At 44.3% G+C, this 23,089-nt stretch carries 20 protein-coding genes, 2 tRNA genes and 1 rRNA gene; 12 read left to right on the top strand and 11 right to left on the bottom strand.

Annotation, left to right across the window (positions count from 1 at the left end):
- Positions 1-2: 2 nt before the first annotated feature.
- The 9 genes from rrf (at position 3) to JMX83_RS12260 (ending at position 5,868) form a co-directional block, all read left to right on the top strand.
- A 5S ribosomal RNA gene (gene rrf / locus JMX83_RS12300) occupies positions 3-116 on the top strand.
- A 288-nt stretch (positions 117-404) separates the two neighbouring features.
- Positions 405-845: a thiol-disulfide oxidoreductase DCC family protein gene (locus JMX83_RS12295; RefSeq protein WP_201602207.1), complete on the top strand. Its 441-nt coding sequence runs from the start codon at positions 405-407 to the stop codon at positions 843-845.
- Positions 832-1,221, top strand: a complete 390-nt coding sequence (locus JMX83_RS12290; RefSeq protein WP_201602205.1) for a DoxX-like family protein — start codon at positions 832-834, stop codon at positions 1,219-1,221. Before JMX83_RS12295 ends, JMX83_RS12290 begins: the two co-directional genes overlap by 14 nt.
- Before the next feature lie 125 nt (positions 1,222-1,346).
- Entirely contained in the window at positions 1,347-1,826 is a 480-nt protein-coding gene (locus JMX83_RS12285; protein ID WP_201602203.1) for a hypothetical protein, read from the top strand.
- Positions 1,827-1,954: 128 nt separating this feature from the next.
- Entirely contained in the window at positions 1,955-2,707 is a 753-nt protein-coding gene (locus JMX83_RS12280; RefSeq protein ID WP_201602201.1) for an SDR family oxidoreductase, read from the top strand.
- Between the two features lie 290 nt (positions 2,708-2,997).
- Positions 2,998-4,059 (top strand): AbiJ-NTD4 domain-containing protein, encoded by a 1,062-nt coding sequence (locus tag JMX83_RS12275; protein ID WP_201602198.1) that lies wholly within the window; start codon positions 2,998-3,000, stop codon positions 4,057-4,059.
- 205 nt (positions 4,060-4,264) lie between these two features.
- Positions 4,265-4,678 carry an OsmC family protein gene (locus tag JMX83_RS12270; RefSeq protein ID WP_201602195.1) on the top strand — a complete coding sequence of 138 codons (414 nt, stop codon included), beginning with the start codon at positions 4,265-4,267 and terminating at the stop codon, positions 4,676-4,678.
- Positions 4,679-4,682: 4 nt separating this feature from the next.
- Positions 4,683-5,144, top strand: coding sequence for a flavodoxin family protein (locus JMX83_RS12265; RefSeq protein WP_201602193.1), 462 nt, complete (start codon positions 4,683-4,685; stop codon positions 5,142-5,144).
- Between the two features lie 67 nt (positions 5,145-5,211).
- On the top strand, positions 5,212-5,868 hold the full coding sequence (locus JMX83_RS12260; protein ID WP_201602191.1) for a DUF938 domain-containing protein: 657 nt from the start codon (positions 5,212-5,214) through the stop codon (positions 5,866-5,868).
- A 100-nt stretch (positions 5,869-5,968) separates the two neighbouring features.
- Here the strand turns inward: JMX83_RS12260 and JMX83_RS12255 are convergent, their stop codons facing one another.
- Positions 5,969-6,760, bottom strand: coding sequence for a dienelactone hydrolase family protein (locus JMX83_RS12255; RefSeq protein ID WP_201602189.1), 792 nt, complete (start codon positions 6,758-6,760; stop codon positions 5,969-5,971).
- A gap of 426 nt (positions 6,761-7,186) precedes the next feature.
- Between JMX83_RS12255 and JMX83_RS12250 the strand changes: the two genes are divergently transcribed.
- Together JMX83_RS12250 and JMX83_RS12245 are read left to right on the top strand one after the other, a co-directional pair.
- Positions 7,187-9,274, top strand: a complete 2,088-nt coding sequence (locus JMX83_RS12250; protein WP_201602187.1) for a catalase — start codon at positions 7,187-7,189, stop codon at positions 9,272-9,274.
- Between the two features lie 216 nt (positions 9,275-9,490).
- Complete coding sequence (locus JMX83_RS12245) at positions 9,491-10,279, top strand: MBL fold metallo-hydrolase (RefSeq protein ID WP_201602185.1); 789 nt, start codon at positions 9,491-9,493, stop codon at positions 10,277-10,279.
- A 74-nt stretch (positions 10,280-10,353) separates the two neighbouring features.
- On the opposite strand, the gene JMX83_RS12240 is transcribed toward JMX83_RS12245, so the two are convergent.
- The 7 genes from JMX83_RS12240 to leuS form a co-directional block, all read right to left on the bottom strand.
- Positions 10,354-10,429, bottom strand: a tRNA-Lys gene (locus JMX83_RS12240).
- 198 nt (positions 10,430-10,627) lie between these two features.
- Positions 10,628-10,703: transfer RNA gene (locus JMX83_RS12235), tRNA-Lys, on the bottom strand.
- A 184-nt stretch (positions 10,704-10,887) separates the two neighbouring features.
- Positions 10,888-12,885, bottom strand: a complete 1,998-nt coding sequence (locus tag JMX83_RS12230; RefSeq protein ID WP_201602183.1) for a MacB family efflux pump subunit — start codon at positions 12,883-12,885, stop codon at positions 10,888-10,890.
- Between the two features lie 100 nt (positions 12,886-12,985).
- Positions 12,986-14,311 (bottom strand): efflux RND transporter periplasmic adaptor subunit, encoded by a 1,326-nt coding sequence (locus JMX83_RS12225; protein WP_201602181.1) that lies wholly within the window; start codon positions 14,309-14,311, stop codon positions 12,986-12,988.
- 258 nt (positions 14,312-14,569) lie between these two features.
- A complete protein-coding gene (locus tag JMX83_RS12220) occupies positions 14,570-15,649 on the bottom strand; it encodes a DNA polymerase III subunit delta (protein ID WP_201602178.1) in 1,080 nt (359 codons plus the stop codon).
- A 161-nt stretch (positions 15,650-15,810) separates the two neighbouring features.
- On the bottom strand, positions 15,811-16,521 hold the full coding sequence (locus JMX83_RS12215) for an LPS-assembly lipoprotein LptE (protein WP_227675853.1): 711 nt from the start codon (positions 16,519-16,521) through the stop codon (positions 15,811-15,813).
- A 50-nt stretch (positions 16,522-16,571) separates the two neighbouring features.
- Positions 16,572-19,271: a leucine--tRNA ligase gene (leuS, locus tag JMX83_RS12210; protein WP_201602176.1), complete on the bottom strand. Its 2,700-nt coding sequence runs from the start codon at positions 19,269-19,271 to the stop codon at positions 16,572-16,574.
- A 211-nt stretch (positions 19,272-19,482) separates the two neighbouring features.
- On the opposite strand from leuS, the gene JMX83_RS12205 reads away from it, so the two are divergent.
- The gene (locus JMX83_RS12205; protein WP_201602174.1) at positions 19,483-19,854 is read left to right on the top strand and encodes an arsenate reductase; all 372 of its coding nucleotides are present in this window, start codon (positions 19,483-19,485) and stop codon (positions 19,852-19,854) included.
- Positions 19,855-19,876: 22 nt separating this feature from the next.
- Here the strand turns inward: JMX83_RS12205 and JMX83_RS15385 are convergent, their stop codons facing one another.
- From JMX83_RS15385 to JMX83_RS12190, 3 genes are all read right to left on the bottom strand, one after another.
- The gene (locus JMX83_RS15385) at positions 19,877-20,005 is read right to left on the bottom strand and encodes a hypothetical protein (RefSeq protein WP_265089548.1); all 129 of its coding nucleotides are present in this window, start codon (positions 20,003-20,005) and stop codon (positions 19,877-19,879) included.
- 132 nt (positions 20,006-20,137) lie between these two features.
- Entirely contained in the window at positions 20,138-21,040 is a 903-nt protein-coding gene (argB, locus tag JMX83_RS12195) for an acetylglutamate kinase (protein ID WP_201602172.1), read from the bottom strand.
- A gap of 74 nt (positions 21,041-21,114) precedes the next feature.
- Positions 21,115-22,992, bottom strand: a complete 1,878-nt coding sequence (locus tag JMX83_RS12190; RefSeq protein ID WP_201602170.1) for a phosphohexomutase domain-containing protein — start codon at positions 22,990-22,992, stop codon at positions 21,115-21,117.
- Between the last annotated feature and the right edge of the window lie 97 nt (positions 22,993-23,089).

Genomic DNA, 23,089 nt, shown 5'->3' with positions numbered 1-23,089 from the left:
TTGCTGACGACAATAGCGCGATGGCCCCACCTGATCCCTTCCCGAACTCAGAAGTGAAACATCGTTGCGCCAATGGTAGTGTGGTTCGCCCATGTGAGAGTAGGTCATCGTCAGCTCTCTATTCTAAGTAAAAGCCCCCTTCGCTAATGCAGAGGGGGCTTTTCTTTGTCTATAGTTTTGTTTCTGCCCTAGTCAACCTCATTAGTTATCTCTATTAGTTACTTTCTCTATGCATATCCCATGTTATTGCATCTTTTTACTCTTATACTTGCTCTCTGCCTAATTTTCGCTATCTATCATTAAAACTCATCAGACCACACTCTACTTTTACATTTAGATTGTTGCTTACCCTTATTAGTGTTAAATTTACTCAACAATAAGTGATTATTTAACAGAGTAAAAAGATGAGTATTGACAAACTCCCTCCTAATATTGGTGTTTCAGACAAAGTCATTCTATTTGATGGTGTTTGTAAACTCTGCAATGCGTGGAGCAATTTCATTATCAAGCATGATCGACAGCGCGTTTTTAAGTTGTGCAGTGTGCAATCAAAAGAAGGCAAACAGATACTTCTTCATTTCGGTCTACCCTCTGAGTCTTATGAGACTATGCTCTATGTAGAGGGCAATCAGTCCTTTCAAAAAAGTGAAGCATTTTTTCAAATAATGACTCAGCTGGGCTATCCTTGGAAAATAGTTTGCATTTTTAAGGTTATTCCAAAGCCGTTACGTGATTGGATGTATGACCGGATTGCTTTAAATCGTTATAGTCTTTTCGGTAAATATGACTATTGTACTTTACCATCGCCAGACCATGAGGCGCGCTTCTTAGATGCAGAACGATAAGCTTTCTCATATCTCGTTTATTAGTAGATTACTATTAGGATTTTTGTTCATTTATCATGGCTTAGTACCCAAAATATTGTGGTTAAGTGCGGTTGAAGTGGATTTGGTTTCGCTGAGTGGTTTTAGTATCCCCGCTAGTATTGCCTCTCCATTAGCTGGTATTGGTGAAATAATTTTAGGTTGCCTAATCATATTCTTAAAAAAATCGAATCTTCCTGTGTATATAGCAGCGGTAACGCTATGCTTATTATTACTTTTCGTCGGTCTATCAAGCCCAAAATACTTGGTGGGCGCATTCAACCCCGTTACTACTAATATTTTAGGACTAGGTTTTTGTTATTTCATCCTGTTTGCAAGTGAACATGAAAAGTCATAAATGATGGCTTAAACCGATGAAGACTGACTTTGAAGCTTTGTGTAGACAAATAATATAAAGTCAATATTTCACGTTCTAAATGATAATAGAATCCGCTTAACACAGCATTATATAAAGGGAAAAGAATGAACATCGAGCAAGAATTCTCAGAGAAAGTCCAAGAATATCTAAACAGACTCACCGCGAGTATAAAGCCCGTTTTAAAAGAGTTAATCGAATATAACTATCCAAAAGAAGTGGTCAGTCTAGAGTTTGAGATATTTGCCGATGGGTTTACACAAGGGTTTCCAGTTAGGGCTTTTTTTATGGATTCAGATGATTCTGAGCACTTTGTTTATGTCAATGGTGAAGCCCAATACCCTTCGCCTGTTGATCCAGAGTTGTTAGAGATAGAGCATGTCTACCCTTATGAGCTTGAAGAGAAGTATATCAATGAGGATGAAGACTTTGACCTATGGAGTATCGCGATCGACGAGCTTATCCAATGGTTTTCAGTGTGCTGGAAAGAGATGGGTGGAGAGTCGTTTCAGTTAAAGGCAAACATTGCGCCTCATGATAATGATCAGGCGTATAACCTTGTAGAGAGTAAGTGGGAAGAAAGGTAGTCTTTCATAGCACCATATTAAATCCGACTTTGAAAGGATTCGCTCATCTTACTACAAATCAGTCTAAAATATGAGCGTTATGCGTCACTTCGAATTCATGCATAAAATGATAGATCAAGGATAGCGTTATGAGCACTCAAAAAGTGGCACTCATCACAGGTGGTGGTCGAGGCATTGGCGCTGACACAGCGAGGCTATTTGCTAAGCAAGGTTACGCGGTAGCGATCAACTATAAATCTAACTCAGAAGCAGCTAACAAACTGGCTGATACGATCACTGCTGATGGTGGAAAGTGCATTACGGTTCAGGCTGATGTGTCTTCTGAAGAAGACGTCAGCCGCATGTTCTCCACCGTTGATAAAGTACTAGGTACACTATCCGTACTAGTGAACAACGCTGGTATTTTAAAGAAACAATCCCGTTTAGAAGATATGACTGCCGATAGAATAAGCGCCATACTCACAAACAATGTTACCAGCTATTTTTTGTGTTGTAGAGAAGCGGTAAAACGCATGTCTACTCGGCACGGCGGCTTGGGAGGGGTGATTGTGAATGTATCTTCTGGAGCAGCGCGCTCAGGCTCACCGAATGAATACATCGACTATGCCGCATCGAAAGGCGCTATTGATACCTTAACGAAAGGCTTATCATTGGAAGTTGCGGCTGAAGGCATTCGGGTTAATTGTGTCCGTCCAGGACTGATTTACACTGATATGCATGCTGATGGCGGAGAGCCAGAAAGAGTAGCGCGATTACAGACGGTGATCCCACTACAAAGAGGTGGACAGCCTGAAGAGGTCGCCGAAGCAATTTATTGGCTGGCGTCAGATAAATCTTCCTTTTCGACTGGCAATTTCTTAGATATCACAGGTGGTTTGTAGGTGGGGTAAAGGGTTTGAGAGTGAATGCTAGATACATAAAATTTTTTGATTGGTTGATGTGAGATTAGATTGTCTTTAGCCTTTTATATCTGAAAAGTCACTTAACTTATTAGCCAAGTGACTTTTTTGTGCAAGAGTTTTAACTCTAAAAACTTATCTATAGGTTTGAAAAGTTTGTAATGCAGTTCTTATCGTTATATTGTTGATCTGTCACTTTAGCGCTAAACTCATAGGACTATATATTATCAAGCAACTTAGCGACCCACCCTATAATTTGGAATAATAGTTAAATGCTCACAGATATTTTTGCTTATAGATATTTAAATTTTCCCATTTGGCAGACGTTTTCCGAAATTGATCAACGCCTTCTTAATCAGTTATTTGGTGTCGTAAAAGAGGTAATTCCTTACTATGATTCGAATGGAAATCCTATTGAGCTTAACAAAGAAAAATGGAAGAATTTGCATAATACTTTATCTAGAGAGCTTGGAGTAGATGAGCTTTCTAGCAGGTACTATTCATTTACTAAGAAGAATCACCTTGGACAGTCTGTACCTGTAAATGGTTTCTTTGGTTGGGATTATGCCTGCGAAAAATTTATTAAATCTAACTTTTCTTCTGAATTAAATGATCCAGACAGATTCGTAAAGGAGCGCCTCAGTTTTATTGAACTAGCAATGCGTATACGATATGAAGAGTTAGGAGCTGCTAATGCAAGTCTACCTCAATCAATATCAGAAATGAAAATACGTGATGCAACTTCTAGAAGTAGTATGTGGAAGGTGGATAGTAGAGCTGACCGATTAATAGCATTGAATCAGACCTTGAATGATACATATGCAGCTCAAGTTGAGGAAGTTAACGAGCGATTTCGTCGTGCAAAAGCACCACTAACATTACATAATGGCTTTATTCAAATTTCTGCTGATGGAGTTATTGAAAAAAATATAGCTAAACCATTTTGGAGTATTGTATCTGATCCGCTTTGGAGGAATGTTGATATAGATATTAAAGAAGCTTTGGATCGTAGAGATTCAAATCACAAAGATCCAGCGCTATTTGCTGCTAAGGCGCTAGAAAGTGCAATAAAAATAGTGTCAGATCAAAAAGGGTGGACTTTAGGAAATGAAAAAGGAGCTGCAAACTATATAGATAACCTTGTAAGTAAACATAATGGGAGATATATAGATCCTTGGGAAGCTGAGATCCTTAAAGATTATTTTCGTAAGGTAAGAAACACTTTGGGTCATGGGCCTGGTAGTGAGCCAATGCCTATACTTTCTATTCCACAAACTGATTGGGCTATCGAGACAGCAATGTCTTGGATTAGAACATTGGTTAGAAGGTTATGAAAAAATTACGTAGTAAGTTATTTTAGCTTATACTTTATACTTTATACTTTATAGTATTTGTGTTGCCCCTGTTGTATAGAGCTCCTAATCAGAAAGCTTCACTCTTTAACATGTTAAGCCGTAGTACTCTTATTTTTACTAGTAAGCTGCTCGAACGTTCTAAAGAAAAGTAATTTAAAAATAACAACCATTAAAGAGAACACCCATGACCACATCAAAAGTAACCTACCAAGGCGATTTGCGTACCACCGCCATTCACTTGCAATCAAACAATGAAATCATCACCGATGCCCCAACGGACAATCAAGGCAAGGGCGAAGCGTTTTCACCAACTGATTTGCTAGCGACCAGTTTGGCCAGTTGTATGCTCACCATCATGGGCATCAAAGCCCGTGACATGGATATCGACCTTGCAGGCACCACGGCTGAAGTGACTAAAGTTATGGCCGCTGATCCAAGACGCGTGAGTGAGATCCATATCATCGTGACTTTTAATAAGGAACTTGATGATAGAACGCAAACCATCTTTTATAACACCGCATTGACTTGCCCAGTCGCCAACAGCATCCACCCTGATATCACGCAGAACTTAACGTTCCGTACCGCTCGTGGCCTTTAAAACCATGACAAAAACGTTATTGATTGTCGCTCATGCGCCGTCGCCCAACACTGAGAAGTTGGCGCAAGCGGCGTATGCTGGTGCCAATCATCCTGATATAGATATCAATGTCATTTTGAAGTCGCCGCAGGACACGCAGCCTGAAGACGTGTTGGCTGCTAATGCGCTACTGATCGGCACGACTGAAAATCTAGCGTATATGGCAGGGCTGACCAAAGACTTCTTTGATCGCTGTTATTATCCAGTGTTGGAAGAGAAGCAAGGCATGCCATTTGCGTTATATATACGTGCAGGACATGATGGTACGGGTACCAAGCTTGCGATGAAGACGATTACGACAGGGCTGCGGTGGTCATGGATTCAAGAGGCGCTGATCCTACAAGGCGATTGGCAAGACAGCTTTACCGAACAAGTAGAAGAGCTTGCCATGACGTTAGCCGCTGGCGTTGAGGCAGGTATTTATTAGTAGCATATTTTGCCAGTGATTCGCGAAATATACTGCAAACGTAACGGGCAGTCGAAGGAGCGTATCAATGCAAAACGATTATCTAAACAGTGAAGTGGATATCGACGCGTTGCCATTCTCTCAAGCGTGTGAGAACAATAAGCAGCCTATTCTAGAAGTATTGCAAAACGAGCTGCAAGGCTTTACGCACGTGCTAGAGATTGGCTCTGGAACGGGTCAGCACAGTGTTTACTTTGCTCCTCGTTTACCTGAGATACAGTGGCAAACCAGCGATGTCACGAGCAATCACCGTCATATAGCAGCTTGGTATCATGCTTATCCTGCGCCCAATCTATCTCTGCCATTAGCGTTTGATTTGGCTTATGATTCTGTACCTATCAATAGTCAGTTAGCAAATAGCAATATAGCCAAGCCCTATGATGCGATATTTACGGCCAATACGCTACATATCATCAGCTGGGCCTTAGTTGAACGGTTGTTTGTACTGGCTGGTGATGCGTTACCTGTGGACGGCAAGCTCATTGTCTATGGCCCATTTAACGAGCATGGTAACTATACCAGCGCGGGCAACCAGCGATTTGATGCGATGCTAAGGCAAGGTAATTCTGACAGTGGTATCCGTCATAAAGAAGACATTGTAAATTTAGCAAATATTCATCATCTAACGCTTAGCAAAACGTACGCGATGCCTGCCAATAATCAGCTATTGGTTTTTCAGAAGTAGTAAATGATTAAAAACGTAAAAAGACACTTCACTGATGATTCGTTGAGGTGTCTTTTTTTTGCATTGCTTATATGGTGACTGATATTTTTATACGATTAGATTATTTATACTCATCTGATAAGAAGTCTAAATAACGTTTCCAAGAGCGTTCATCGGCACGGGCATCATATCTGTCACTGCCAAATACGCTAAAGGCATGGGGTGCGCCGCTGTAAGTGACCATTTCATGAGGAACTTTTGCCGCTTCTAGCGTTTTGCCCAGAGTCGCAAAGCTCTCTAGAGAGACAGACTGGTCAGCTGATCCGTGGAATACCAATATCTCGCCAGTAGTCTTGTCATAACTTTGACCCGTTGGAATATCAAAGGCTCCATGGAAAGGGACAAAGGCTTTTTGCGGGAAGCCTGAACGTGCTAACTCTAATGTAACCGTACCACCGAAACAATATCCCATGGTCGTGCCGTTACGCACATCATTGCCCTCCAGTCGTCCAGCATTCAATGCACCTTGTAGTATGCGGCGCATTTTGTTGCGATCGTCATACAATTCGCCTGTTAAGCGTTTGTTTTCCTCGACAGAGGTCGGACGAATGCCTTGTCCAAACATGTCTGCGGCCAGTACGTTGTAACCTTCATCCGCTAGCATATCAGCACGTTTGCGCTCATAGTCGGTTAGACCATCCCAGTCATGAATCAATAAGATAAAAGGGGCATTGGGCTTATCTGCTTTGGCGTAATAGCCTTCGTACGCTTGGTCATCCACTGTATAAGTGATGTTCTTGGTCGTGATAGCGGCTGCTGTTTGGCTGACAGTCAATGCCATGAGACCCATTGATGCACCCATCAATAAGGAGTGGTAAGGTTTTTTGGACGAGAAATTCGAAGTTGGTAACATAGTCGATAGCCTTATAGTTATATAAAAAAGAGATAAATATATGGCTAAAAACCATGCCAATGTTATTTATCGATGATCTCTAGTACGCCATAAAAGCATACCTTAAAGAATAACTACATTACAAGACTGGATTGTTAACGTTTAGGCTCGCTAAAAAGTCGTCAAGCGGTTGAGTGACTGCGCACGTAAACTTTAACCAAACATCAACAAGGTTCACTATATACGCAACTATAAGCGACTTAGTTTTTGGGTAAGATAAGCCGTATGCCTTTTATTCCTTTATCTTTTTTAATAATTGGTCATGCAGCAGCACAGACAAATAATCGACAGATGAAGTCAGTATTATCCCAAAGGATACAACACCTGTGTAAGCACATTTTTAATGGTCTTAGAAGAGACTATTTTACTCATTAGCTAGGATGTTTTATGAATAATAATATCGATCATACCGACCCAGCCAAAGACATGAATGCTGAGCGTGGTAATGGTGGTGAAACCCACCAACGCGCAGGCGATGACACCAAAGTATTGACCACCCAACAAGGCGTGCCTATCTCTGACAATCAAAACTCACTAAAAGCAGGCGCACGTGGTCCTACGCTCTTAGAAGATTTTGTACTGCGTGAAAAGATCAATCATTTTGACCATGAGCGTATCCCTGAGCGTATTGTCCATGCTCGCGGTAGTGCAGCACATGGCTATTTTGAGTTGACCGAGTCATTAGAAGAGTATACGACGGCCAAAATTTTGACTGAAACTGGTAAGCAGACGCCACTCTTTACCCGTTTTTCTACGGTTGCTGGTAACAAAGGCTCAAAAGACACGCCACGTGATGTACGCGGGTTTTCTGTAAAAGTCTATACCGAAGAGGGTAACTGGGACATCGTTGGTAACAACATGCCCATCTTCTTTATCCAAGATGCCATCAAATTCCCAGATTTGATTCATGCAGTTAAGCCTGAGCCAGATCGCGGATTTCCGCAAGCCGCGTCTGCCCATGATACGTTCTGGGATTTCGTTTCGCTCAGTCCTGAAACCATGCATAACCTAATTTGGCTCATGAGTGATCGTGGCCTGCCACGTAGCTTGCGTATGATGGAAGGCTTTGGTATTCACAGCTATCGTTTGATTAACAAAGACGGTAAGAGCACCTTTGTACGTTTCCATTGGAAGCCAGTACTTGGCGTACAGTCAACCACATGGGACGAAGCGGTAAAAATCTCTGGCGCAGATCCTGATTATCATCGCCGTGACTTGTTCGAGTCAATCGACAACGAGATGTATCCTGAGTGGGAATTTGGTGTTCAGTTATTCACCGAAGAAGAAGCGGACAACTTCCCGTTTGACCACTTAGATGCCACCAAGCTTATTCCAGAAGAGACAGTACCAGTGAAAATCATTGGTAAAATGGTTTTGAATCGCAATGTAGATAATTTCTTTGCAGAGACAGAACAAGTCGCATTCTGTCCATCACACGTAATTCCTGGTATCGACTACAGTAACGATCCTTTACTTCAAGGTCGTCTATTTAGTTATCTAGATACGCAGTTGTCACGTTTGGGCTCACCAAACTTTGCGCAAATTCCAATCAATGCGCCAAAATGCCCGTTTGCCAACAACCAGCAAGATGGTCACATGCAAATGCAGGTGCCTAAGACGCGCGTGATGTACGAACCACAAAGCCTTGATCCAACACGCCCACGTGAAAGCGCCAAACGCGGGTATGCCTCATTCCAAGAGCAGATGGATGATGGCGTTAAAGGTCGCATCCGTGCCGAAAGCTTTGCCGATCATTACAGTCAGCCGCGCATGTTCTATCGCAGCCAGACAGAGGCAGGACAAGCACATATTGCCTCTGCTTACGCGTTTGAGCTTGGTAAAGTAGATACTGCACATGTACGTACTCGTATGCTCAGCCATCTGCCGCATATCGATGAAGACTTGGCTAATCGTGTGGCGAGTGCGCTTGGTATGGAATTACCAGAGCCTGCTGATGCCGCTGCACCTGTACAGGATCTAGGCACGTCAAAAGCGCTGCAAACTATCGGTATCTCACCGAAGAGCCTAAAAGGCCGCTTAGTCGGTATCTTAGTTGCTGAAGGTTCTAGCCATAGTGAAGTCAAGAAGTTTGAACAAGCCGCTATCGAAGCTGGTGCTAGCGTCAAGATCGTCGCGCCTAATAAAGAAGTGACGTTAGACGATGGCACGCACATTCAAGCGGACGAGCGTCTTGCTGGTGGCCCTTCTGTGCTCTTTGATGCTGTGGTCAGTATCATCATGCATCCACCAGCCAAAAAGCTGGCCATGGACAGCGCAGCACTAGATTGGTTCAATGATGCTTACGCACATTGCAAAGCGATTGCTTATTGCCCTGCGACTGAAGAACACATCTTGAGCAAATTGCCTATCGAAAAAGATGCGTTTGTGACGCCACTTGATGATGTTGCTGGTTTTATCGAAAATGCTAAGACCCGTCTATGGGAGCGCGAGCCAAAGGTACGTGACTTGGCGTAATTGATGGCATAATTAATAGCGTAATTGATGGCATAAGCTTTAAATCTATAAAGTAAATGCTCAATGTAGAAAACCCAGCCTAAGCGCTGGGTTTTTTTGTGAGAAAATCATACAAAACGGTGGTCACAAGCGTTCACTGAAAACGATTTGTTTTGTATTGATTACCGCTATACTAAAAATACAAAGACACTAGGATCAGATGATCAGGGATGACAAATGAGTTCGTGTGAGATTGTACGTTTAGAGGGGTATATTCAGAGCAGCTACCTTGCGGTGTATCCAGATAAAATTATGCTACTAGATGGCTGCTGCCGTGCTGATGTGCCGATGGTACTCGGTTATATCAAATCAACGCTAAAGCGACCCATTACCGACCTAAAAGTCGTGGTAGTCACACACATGCATCCAGATCATGCAGGCGGTGCGCGTAAGTTTCGACAAGAGACAGGTTGTCTCATTGTCTCTGCTGACAAGAAAGATCAGTGGTACGGCGGTATTGGTGGACGAGCGATGCATTTTGTCGATATAAATCTAGGGTATTATGTGGCTAGACGGCAAGGTCGCCCATTTAAAAATCTGTATTATTCGGCAAGCCTTAAGCCAGACATCACTGTCACAGACGGTGAGCTTGTCCCAGAGTTCGATGAGTGGCAAGTATTAGAGACGCCTGGACATACGGATCGTGATTTGTCTTTACTTCATCTACCCAGTCGCCAAGTATATACGGCTGATCTCATCATTAAATTGCGCCATAAGTTTGTTGCGCCGTTCCCTGTTTATGACCCCAAAGCCTATAAGCAATCGTTAAAAAAAATAAGAGATTTAAAACCATCAGTAGTAATGATGGCACATGGTCGAGAGCGTGCGATGAGTAGGGTAGAGTTTGATGAGTTCATTGCTCAAGCACCCAAATATCCGCGCACGATTAAAGATACGATCAGACATAAACTGCTATGGCGTAAGAAAGGCAACTTCCGACTTTTTAAACGGCGACATCATAAGTAGATATGAAAAAAAGAACAGAAAGTGCAGACGAAAAAAAGCCCAGTTACTATGATAGTAACTGGGCTTTTCAAATATGGTGGGCTGTCCGCGACTCGAACGCGGGACCAATTGATTAAAAGTCAACTGCTCTACCAACTGAGCTAACAGCCCTAAGCGAGGATTAAATGAAGTACTACTTCATCTGAGTGCAAGAGAATTTACATTTTCGTAAGTTCTAAAAACACTGTATCCAAACTAGGTTTGCATTTTACTGCAAGAAAAAATTCTAGTTAAAGAACTTTTTAAACTTAACTTCATTAAACAACTACCGGATAGGGCAGAACGATTAACAAAGATCAAACTAAAATATGGTGGGCTGTCCGCGACTCGAACGCGGGACCAATTGATTAAAAGTCAACTGCTCTACCAACTGAGCTAACAGCCCTAACGTTTAAAGTGTTTGTATCCCTAAACGTGAGAGCACATTATATATATAATTCTGACAATTACAACCCCACATCAGAAAAAAAGTGCAAATCTCTCGTAAAATCACATATTTTTTCAGTTTTTTATCATTAAACTATTATTTTGCCCTGAATATTTGCTCAAATAGTACTGGGCGTTGTTTGTTAGTCGCGAGAAAGTGCCTCGACGGGATCAAGTTTTGCTGCATTACGCGCAGGCAAGAAGCCGAAGATAACGCCAATCAGTGTCGAGCAAACAAACGCGGCAATAATAGAAGTCGGTGAGTAGATGACCTTGAAACTGTCACCGCCCACACGATTGATCAATTCACCAATGGCGAAGGCCAGCCCAATCCCAAGTAAACCTCCCAAGATACAAACTAAGACTGCCTCAATCAAGAACTGCTGCATGATATCGCTCTGGCGCGCACCAACGGCCATACGCACGCCAATCTCATTGGTACGCTCAGTGACGGATACTAGCATAATATTCATCACGCCAATACCGCCGACGACTAAGGAGATGATGGCAATGGATGAGATCAGTAAAGTCATGGCAGTCGTCGTTGACTCAATCGTCTGGCGAATAGAGTCTGAATTGCGTATGCGAAAGTCATCAGTACCGTGACGGCTTATCATCAATTGCGAGATAGCAGATTCAGCAGCGGAAGAAGAGATATTGTCATCAATCAGTGCCACAAAGCTTTCGATGTTCGAGCCGCCTTTGATCCGCGACATCATCGTGGTATAGGGCATATAGAGCGTCGGTGTGTCGACACTGGGGCCAAAACCACCATCATTAGGTGCAAGAACACCGATCACACGTCCAGGTACGCTACCGATGAGCAGCACTTCGCCGATGGGGTTGGCATTGTCTGGAAAAAAGGTTCGCTTGGCACTGTCATCAATAATGATGTCCTGCATACGGCGGTCGATACTTTGCGCATCAAAGCCTTGACCTTGTGTTAGCGTCTCACCACTGACGGTCAGGTAGTCTTTACCAACGCCGCTGACACTGGCTGCCTCCTGTATATTGCGGTAGCGCACATTCATGTTGCTATCGAGCTGTGGGCTGACGCTAATGACATAAGGCTGGTTTTCGACGGCCTCAGCGTCTTGCGGGGTTAGGTTATCATCATTGTACTGACGCCTTGGGTCACCGTAAGGATAACCGTCACTAATGGTAATGGTATTGGTGCCAAGCGCACTGATATTTTCTAAAATTTGCGCCTGTGAGCCTTTACCAAGCCCAACCACTGATACGACTGAAGCGATACCGATAATAATACCGAGCATTGTCAGCAGAGTACGCATCTTATGAGCGCGCATCGCGAGTAAGGACATTTTGAATGCTTCGAGCAGGCGATCAATAAAACTACTGAATACACTTTTGCGATTGTTGTCTAAAATAGGATCTGGTTCATTATGGGTCTGCTGATAATGCTCAGTTTTATAATCAGCGATCACGTAACCGTCTTTGAGCTCAATCACGCGCTCAGCTTGCGCCGCAAGTTTGGGGTCATGCGTGACCATGATGATGGTATGACCTTGATCATTAAGGTCATGTAGTATTTTCATCACATCTTCACCAGACTTGCTGTCCAGCGCACCTGTTGGCTCATCCGCAAGGATAATATCGCCACCGTTCATCAGCGCTCGCGCAATAGATACACGCTGCTGCTGCCCACCTGAGAGCTGGTTTGGACGGTTATTGACCTTTTCTGCCAATCCTAAGTCTGCTAGGAGTTTTTCGGCACGATCACTACGAGTTTGACCGTCCATTCCTGCATATACCGCAGGGACGGAGACGTTATCTCTGGCACTAATATCGCCGAGCAGATGATAGCGCTGAAAGATAAAACCAAAATGCTCGCGGCGCAGTTTTGCCAGTTCATCAGCGTCTAAGCGACTGACCGATTGACCATATATTTTATATTCACCAGCCGTTGCTTGATCCAAGCAGCCCAAGATATTCATCAAGGTTGACTTACCGGAGCCTGATTGGCCGATGATAGCGACCATCTCGCCTTGATTGATGGTCAAGTCGATATCATGGAGCACGCGAATGTTTTGTTCACCAGCTTTAAACTCTCTGATCAGCCCTTTGACCTGCATCAATGGAGTGTCTGCTGCGGCATTAGGGTTGGGGCTTTTGGTGTTCATCTACGATGCTGCCTATATCAGTACTGCTTATATAATGACTTATATAAAATTATAAAACGCTTATCTATCATGATTGGACACTGGTTTATCTACTTAGGTATTAAAACGGTCTTCCACCTTTACCGCCTTTTTGTGGTCCTTCTTCACTCAGTATCACCTCATCGCCTTTATTCAAGCCGCTTAAGATCTGTACATCGACGCGGTTGTTGATACCTGTCTTGACCACTTGTTCAGCCACACTGCCATCCGCTTTCAAGACACGAACTTTGGCTGTTTTTGCATTTGGATCATCGTTAGTGGTGACTGATTTTTCGGTTTTGCCGATAGGCTGTAGGGCAGCAGCAGGAATGAGCAAGACGTTTTTTGCTTGATTGATCACGACATAAACCTGTGCCGTCATGTCAATACGAAAGCGGCGATCGGTGTTGGGTACTTCGATATAGCCAACATAATAGATAGCAGAATCGGTTGAGCTGGTGTCACTGATTTGCTCAGGAGCAGGTTCGATGGCTTTGAGAACAGAGTCAAATTTTTGGTCAGGGTTACCGATGATATTGAAATATACGGGCATACCTGCGTTGACGTTGATAACGTCTGCTTCGGAGATTTGCGCATTGATACGCACGGTCGATAGGTCTGCTAATGTGACGATGGTTGGTGCGGTCTGATTTGCATTGACGGTGGTGCCTTGCTCCGTTGTGATCGATACGACTGTACCTGATATTGGGGCACGGATCGTGGTATAGCTCAGATCTTCTTCAGCTGTGCTGACGTTGGTCTGTGACTTACGTAGCGCCGCCTGTTGGCTATTGATATTGGCCTCTGTGGTCGCAATCGCGGCTTTGGCCGTGTCGATGGCAGCACGAGCATTGGCAACGGCTGCTTTTGCAGTCTCAACGCTAGTCGCTTGTGTGTCATATTCCTGCTGGGAGATGGCATCGATAGCGACTAAATCTTGCAAACGCGCAAAATCAGATTGCGCTTGCTTGAGCTCAGATTGACGACTGGCAAGATCGGCATACGCGCTTTTTAGGCTGGCTTGTTTGCTTAACGATTCTGCTTGTGCGCTTTGGATAGCGGCCACACTTTGTTCAAGGCTGGCTTGTTCGTTGCTCAGGTTGTTTTTTTGGGTCACTTGATCAATCTGTGCGATCAAATCACCTTGTTGTACCTCATCACCAACTTCAACGTACAAGCGTTTTACTTCGCCAGATACCTGCGCGCCGACATCAACGGTATTTAAAGCTTTGACCTTACCAGACGCCATGACATTGTTTTCAATATCACCAATCTCAGCTGTCGCGGTCAGATAGTTGGGGGTGGTCTCTTTTGGTTTTAAGAAAGTATAGGCTAAAGCCCCTAGCGCTACGACGACTAAGGCGATAACGCCCCATTTAATAGCAGACTTTTTGCTCATTTTGCGCATGACAACAATCCAATCACAATTAAATCAAGTGTAGATATAGTAGAGACTTCATGTGCAAAAGGGAATGATAATTAGTTTACGAAAGGTTAAGGCTTGTTTAGAACAAATAACACGACAGAAAATAAGTGGCTACTAATGGTTGGAAATAGGGGGAGGGTTTATATGATAAGAGGTAGGAAGGGAAAGGGCTTTAAAATACTGCTTAATAAAAAAAATCATAGGAAGTGATGGTGAATGACGATTGGCTATAACGAAGGACTATCGCATCGCAAACAAGCGCTTACCTGCTAACTCTAATGCTGCTTGCAATAACAGCTCCCATGCTGGCTGGCGGATTAGGCCTTTAATGGCTTGGTCACAGCGATAGAGCAGGGCAGGCCACTCGGCGGTTTGAGACTTGGACTGACGACGGCAAGCTTGCTGGTATAATCCTTGTTTACTACGCCAAATGCCTAATGCTTGTGGGTCTTGTCCATCCATCAGTTGTATAATTTGTCGCATGTCTTTACTGATTGCCCATAAAACTAAAGTCGTTGGCTCATCGGTCGACTTTAGCTGAAACATGATTTTGGCAACCTGCGTGCTATTACCCGCGAGCATCGCATCAGACAAATCAAACACACTAAATTGAGCGTCACTGACCAAAGCGGCTTGCAAGTCTTTGATGTCCAGTGCCACGTTGTTTACTGGCTGCGTAAAGTTAGTGGATTGGTCGTTATCTTCATCACTATGACTAGCGGCTAATTGCGGTGCAAACAGATAAGACAGTCGCCATAGCGTTTGATAAGCACTGAGTAGATGGTGCTCAGTGTGTGACATTAGTAGCTGCCACGCTTCTTGTGACAGTCGTAATCCAAACTTCTGAGCCTGTATCTGCAACAACTGCTGGCGCTGCTGCTCATTGTATAAATTGCAATCAATGACATTGCCATATTGAGCAAAAGGGGCAAACCATTTACTGCTCTGACTGCGTTTGTCTTGCTTGGGTGTTAGCCATAGGACACTATGACTGTGCGCACCTGTTTGTGCGTCGACCGCAAAGCGCTCAAGCTCAGCAATAACCGCTTTATCAGGTTTATGATTGCCAGTCACGATTACCGCACTGGCATCATCGAACAAAGACTGGCTACCAAGCTCTGACAATACTTCTTGCCAACTCTTCACTGATATTAGCTCTATGCGCTTGATGGCGTAGTTTTGCGCGCGCCAATGCGGACGCAGCGCATCAATCAGCCATTGACTGAGTAATGGCTCATCACCATGCGCCAGCCACAAGCCCGCTACCGAAACCGAAGGCTGCAGTAGTTTTGGATAAGCTTGTATAAAGGTATTTTGCATAGCGTGGTAAGACACAGGTTGGTAAGCAGGTGATAGTATTTGCAAAAATGTGACGAGCGCTGTCGAACTTGCTTAGCTAACTAAGTTAGTGCGTACACTCGTTGTTCTTCATACTTAAATAACTGCAAATGGTAGAGCTTCATAACAGTATTTGTTAAAAGTTACTTCTCGGGTACGACAACAACCGTTGGCGTTGCGCCTTTATTCATCAGTACAGACTGCTTGGCAGCAGGTGCAACTTTCGGTAGAGAAATCGCCACATATTGATCCGTGATACGGCGTGCTAAGCTGTCATAGAGCCAATCACGAATCTGGTCGCCTTGCTGATCGTCAGTACTGACGGAGGCTTCATTGTACTGATAGCTACGCTCGACTTGAATGGGATTGGTAAGCGTGACGGGCTTGCCATTCTCGATCGTTTGGTAGCTGACATCGGCGGAGAGTACCAAGCGAATCTCTGTCAATACGCCCACCAACTCATAACGTTTAAAGCGTACGTTACTGATATCGATTGCTGAGATATTTTGGGCGTCAGCTTGTTGGTTACTGCGAATTACATCATCTACTGTCATGTTATCAATGACATCGACACCTAACGTGGTTAGGCGACGTGTCAATGGTAGTTTCAGCGGAAATGAGGTGCGATTGTCTTCGATAATGACGGCTGTCTTGCTGTCATTGAGGAGCATAGGGGTGTCATAACCGCGCAGCTGAAAACCGCAGCCACTCAGGCCTGCGGTCGCCCCTATGATTGCAAACATGGGTAATGCTGCGAGCATTGCGGTTACAAGCTTACGCCCACCAGATTGCTTTGCACCAGCGTACCGCGTGCTTGGTATTTGTGACTGTCCAGCTCGATGCTTGTATGACATAAACGCTATCCTCATATGATAAAAAGGCTTAGAGCACTAAGCCTAGGCGACTAGCCTGCAACCACAATATTAACCAGTTTGTTAGGAACGACGATTTCTTTTTTGATCTCGCCAGTGATGAATTTTGCCACGCTCTCCATAGTACGAGCTTGCTCTTTTAGCTGCTCAGGATCGCTGTTTGGTGCGACATCCATCTTACCACGCATCTTACCATTGACCTGAACGACCATCGTGATCATGTCCTGTACCAGCGCACTTTCATCCACGGTTGGGTAGTCTAAGGTCAAGGTGTCAAGACCCAACTGCTCAAGCAGATGCTCGCCAACGTGCGGCGCGTATACAGATAGCATAATTAGCAGATTGGTCAACGCTTCGTGTTTAACGTGTAGCTCTTGCTCGCTACTGGCATTAAAGGCAGTCAACTCGTTGGCAAGTTCCATCAGGCTTGATACAGGTGTGTTCAATGCCAAACGATCACCCAAATCACTGTCAATCTTAGCAATCGTTTCGTGCGTTTTACGGCGTAAGTTTTTGGCTTCTTTGCTTAAACCGTCTGTGTTCAAGGTCGCACTGTTAAGCGTATCAATGCTGATATTGGCGGCCGTTAGCGCTTGCATATGGTCGGTAGCAATGCGCCATACTTTTTTCACAAAGTTATAAGGGCCTTTTAGCGCGTCATCTGACCATTCAAGTGTCTGATCGGCAGGTGCGGTAAATAGTGTATATAGACGAACCGTGTCCGCACCATATTTATCAATGGTTAGCTGTGGATCGACGCCATTGTTCTTTGATTTAGACATTTTTTCGATTTTGCCGATCGTGACTGGCTGGCCGTCAGATTTTAAGATAGCTTTGATTGGTTGACCACGTTCGTTAAAGTCAATATCGATGTCTTCTGCAAAGTAGTAGGTCGTACTGCCATCCGCATTGACACGGTAGAACGTACCAGCAAGCACCATGCCTTGGGTCATTAGATTGGCAAATGGCTCGTCGCCAGTGACCAAGTTTTCATCACGCATTAGCTTGTGGAAGAAACGCGCATACAATAGATGCATCACCGCATGCTCGACACCGCCCACGTATTGATCGACTGGCAACCATTTATTAGCAGCAGACTTGTTGACCATGTTTTGTGCATCATTTGGACTAGCAAAGCGTGCATAGTACCAGCTTGATTCTACGAATGTGTCAAAGGTATCCGTCTCACGCTCAGCAGGGTTACCGCATTTAGGACAAGTGGTATTGACAAACTCTGGTATATTTTTAAGTGGATTACCGCGACCATCAGGTACGACGTCGGTTGGCAATACAACTGGTAAGTCTTGCTCTTCAACAGGTACCGTACCACAATGCTCACAGTTGATCATTGGGATAGGGCAACCCCAATAACGCTGGCGAGAGACACCCCAATCCCGCAAGCGATATTGGATTTTTTTCTTAGCCAACTCTTGTGGCTCAAGCTTGACCAGCATCGCTTCAAACGCTTGCTCAAAATCTAACCCGTCAAATTCACCTGAATTGACCAGTGTATTGCGTTCGGTATAGGCAAGATTGACCTCAGTATTAACATCACTATCGTTTGCTTTAGCATCCGCTTTTAGCTCGTCAAAATAGCCATCAGGCGTATTGATAACTTGCTTAATCGGTAGGTTATACTTCACCGCAAACTCGTAATCGCGCTCATCATGAGCAGGTACCGCCATGACCGCACCTGAGCCGTAGCTCATCAGCACATAGTTAGCGACCCAAACAGGTACTTCTTCCCCAGTCAGCGGATGCGTGACGGTCAGGCCGGTATCCATACCGATTTTTTCGGCTTTGGCGAGATCGGCTTCAGCCACTGAGCCTTTTTTGCACAATGCGCAGAATTGAGCGATCATGTCATCATTTTCAGCAGCGTATTGGGCAAGTGGATGCTCTGCGGCAACAGCAACATAAGTCACACCCATCAAGGTATCAGGACGAGTCGTGAACACATCTAAGGTGTTTTCTTCGCCAGCAAGCTCATAAGGGAAATGTACTTCCATACCGGCACTACGACCAATCCAGTTGCGCTGCATGGTCAATACTTCAGATGGCCAATGACCTTCTAGCTGATCCAAATCATCCAATAGCTCATCAGCATAGTCAGTGATGTTGAAGTAGTACATAGGGATATCGCGTTTTTCGACGGCAGCTCCACTACGCCAGCCTTTGCCATCAATGACTTGCTCGTTTGCCAAGACAGTGTTGTCAACTGGATCCCAGTTAACTGTTGAGAGCTTTTTATAAACCAAGCCTTTTTTGTACAACTGTAAGAATAGCCACTGCTCCCACTGATAATACTCAGGGCTACAAGTGGCAAACTCGCGTGACCAGTCAATCGATAGACCAAGTAGTTTTAGCTGCGCGCGCATGTTGTCGATGTTGGCAAACGTCCATGCAGCAGGCGGGGTCTGATTGGCAATCGCCGCATTTTCAGCTGGCAGGCCAAAACCATCCCAGCCCATTGGCTGCATGACTTCATACCCTTTTAGGCGATAATAACGGCTTAATACGTCAGAAATCGTATAGTTACGTACGTGGCCCATGTGCAGCTTGCCGCTTGGATAAGGGAACATCGATAGCATGTAACGACTTGGCTTGTCGCTTGGCTCATTGCTGACTTCAAAGCGCTTGTCAGTATCCCATTTGGTCTGCTGCGCGGCTTCTATCGCCTGTGGGTTATAATAGTTGTTTTCTGCTTGGTCTGCTGTCACGGCATTGCTCATAGTCGGCTCGAAATTGGTTGATACTGATTTATTTAATACGGATCAAAATAGGTGGAATTTGACAATGCCATAGCATAGCGTAATTTGGCGAAAATTGCGACGATATGATGTAGTTGCTTATTAGGTTTGACGATTAAAAGTGAGGTATTTTCTATATCCAGTCAGCCTTAGGTATAATAGACAAATTAATGAATATTTATGAGGAGTCACCATGACCATCACCATTTATGGTATCAAGTCTTGTAGCACAATGAAAAAAGCGTTTACTAAGCTAGACGAGCTGGGCGTCAGCTATGAATTTCATGATTATAAAAAACAAGGTATCGATAAAGAAACAGTACAGCGCTGGGTAAATGAGCTAGGGATTGATAAAGTGCTCAATAAGCGTGGAACGACATGGCGCAAGTTAGAGGAGAGCCAAAAGCAAGCAGCCGATGACAGCGTAGACGCTGCGATAGCGTTACTAATAGAAAACACTAGTATGATTAAACGTCCGATTGTAGAAGGTCAGTTGGCAGATAAAGATCAGCCGATATTATTATGCGGGTTTGATGAAGCAGAGTTTGAGCGTGTGTTTGGTTAAAAACGGGCATAAAGAGCCCGAGCTAATAATTAAATCTTAGCTCGGGCTTAATAACGCCAACAATAAACCAAATCACACCAAAGCCCCAAATAATGAGCACATAGAGGCGGATTTGCTCCGCTGTCCAATCAAGGGCAAACCAGTCAATCATAAAAAAGGACTTCCAGCCTTCTACCTATTTTGCGCCGCCATAGCCAATGATCCACCAACAATAGACACTTTCTAATATAAATAGTAAAGACCATAGCGGAAGAGACATGACTGATTCCTGTTTTTAGGTCAATTAGGCCTCTATCTCACGGCTAATCAGTGTACCGACCCCTTCGTTGGTGAAAATCTCTAGCAACGTGGCATGAGGAACGCGGCCATCGACGATAACGGCACTTTTAACACCGCTACGTACCGCATCAAGCGCACACTGAATTTTGGGAATCATACCGCCTGATATCGTGCCATCTTCGATTAAAGCATCGACTTTCTTGGGTGTTAGCCCAGTCACTACCTCGCCGTCACGGCCCAGTACGCCTTTAATATTGGTCAATAGCATCAGTTTCTCTGCTTGCAAGAATTCAGCCACTTTACCAGCGACTAGATCTGCATTGATATTGTAAGTATTGCCTTCTTTATCGACACCAAGCGGTGCGATAACGGGAATAAAATCAGAGGCAATGAGCATATTGATGACGTCTTTATTGACACTTACTACGTCGCCGACGAACCCTAAATCGACAGGAACAGCGATACCATCTGCGCCGATTTTTTCCATCATTAGTTTTTTAGCTTGAATCAAGTTGGCGTCTTTACCCGTGAGGCCAATTGCGCGACCGCCGTGCTTGTTAATTAGGCTAACAATCGATTTGTTGACACTGCCGCCCAACACCATTTCTACGATATCCATCGTGCTTTTGTCAGTCACACGCATCCCATCGATACGGTCAGACTGACGACCCAGCTCTTTTAGTAAGTTATCAACTTGTGGACCACCACCATGTACAACGACTGGATGCATACCGACCGTTTTTAGCAAGACAATATCGCGAGCAAATGAGCTCTCAAGCTCAGGATCGGTCATAGCATTGCCGCCGTATTTCACTACGATGAGTTTATCAACAAAGCGCTGAATATAGGGCAGTGCGGTGGTTAATACCTCGGCGGTGTTTTTGGCGTCATCTAAATTAAGCGTCATTCCTAACTCCTAAAGGGCGGGTTTTAAAGGGGTTGTTCTTTTTAGCATATTTAATCGATACAGGTTTAATGCCGTTATTCAGCAGGCATGGCGACAATCTGTGTTGCCAGCTCTGCATTAAATGGGCGACACAGCGCGGCAAAGGTCGCTTGAATGTCTTTCAGGTCATCCATGCTGTCACCAGCAAAGCGTGCAGTCAGGCTATTACTGGTATTTGATTGACGCAATACGCCAAATCCGTGTGCAAAATCCAAGCGGACGCCATCAATGCAGCTCAGTTTGGTTCCGGCTGGCAATAAAGATTTGGCTTGTTCGACGGCTATATGTGATCTGACAGTGGAGCAAGTACAGACTGGTGACTCACATATAGCAGCTGGTAGATTAACGGCGTCTAGTCGGGAATCAGAAATGTCAAACAAATCAGCATGAGTAGTTACGCTCGCTAGGTCTTGCAAGTAGGTACAAACCCTCGTTAATTGCTCCATGATTGAGCAATCTGTCCTAGCAGTCTGCGGCATCGGCAAATAATGATCAGCCGTACTGACCATGGCTGGCAAGCGTTGAAGAATATCTGATAGCGCATTTTTATCATCTGAGATATTACGAGACTTAGCAAACCAATGCAGTAAGCGTAATGCGGCATATATGGCATCATCATAAGGGATAAAGCGGCCATCATTAAAAATAAAATGCCCTGATAGCTCACCTGCAAAGACAATTTGACTATCAGGATGCTGTACCTGTTGGCGCATAAAGCTGCTACCAGTCTTACTAATCACTGGCATCGCGCCAAGATCCGCCAGTAGCTTTGGCAGATGATGCGCGCATTTAATATCAAATAGCACCTCAGACGCTAAGGAGCTGGTCAAAGAATCAGGACGCTCTATGATGGCAATGCGTGCTAACAAGTAGAGTAGGTGATCAGGCATGACCACTTTGCCGTTATTATCAACGATCATCAAACGATCACCATCACCATCAAATGCCAAACCAATATCGGCATGATGAGAAACGACAGCTTGCTGCAACGCTGTTAGACGGTTGGGCTCGGCTGGATCAGGATTACCAAGAGGAAAACTGCCATCTGGCGTGTCATTGAGCACAATGACGCGCTGGCAAAAACGGTCAAATAAGCGCTGAGTGATGTTGCCAGTGGCACCATGCATACAGTCAATGACCACAACCAAATCAAGCTTAGATGCTGTTTTTTGGTTGTTTGTAGGTGCTGTCTGATTATCCTGAGGCAACTGACAAAAGACTTGCTCGATAGCCGCGATATAGACGTCTGCCACTTGCTTGGCAGGTAGTTCTTTAAGCAAGGTTCTAGATAATTCAGTATTGCTGCTAATATTTATATGGTGTAAGTCTGATTTTGAGAAGGTTGCTTGCTCGACCTGTTTTTTAGATGAGTAATGAGTATGAGAGATTAATTGTTGATACAGGGTTCGTATCTCTACATTACTGGGAGATTTATGATTGACCAACCACTTGATACCCAATATGTCTTTGGCAGAGTGGCTGGCGGTTACAATAATGCCATGACCTTGATACCGCTTTGCCCAAAATGCCATCATGGGTGTGGTAACAAGACCAAGCTGAATAACACATAAACCTTGCTGATTCAATACAGTAGCGAGTGTACGTGCAATCGATTCGCTGCCATGACGCATGTCATAGCCAATAACGACGATATTTTTAACACTAACATCGTCAACGCCAGTATTTTGCGTAGTGTCTATGGGCGTATCGGCATTGCTATCGATAGCGGTAATCACATTGGTATCAATACTGGTACTGGTATCGCTATTTCTTGTTAATTGGCTGCGTTGAGAGCCATAGAGCTGAGCAAAACGATGGCCGAGCGCTTGTACAAACTCATCGGTGAAATGCGTGTTTGTACCACGGATGTCATAAGCACGAAATAAGGATTGCTGCGCCGCAAAAGATGGCATGGCTTATTCTCCTTATTGACGTGATAAATAGGTGATTATGAATAGAAAATGGACAGCGCAATATTCTATTAATGTAAACAGATAAATCCTAGTCGCT

The sequence above is a fragment of the Psychrobacter piscatorii genome (genome assembly GCF_904846415.1).
GTDB lineage: Bacteria > Pseudomonadota > Gammaproteobacteria > Pseudomonadales > Moraxellaceae > Psychrobacter > Psychrobacter piscatorii.
This window is presented reverse-complemented; position numbering and strand designations above follow the sequence as displayed.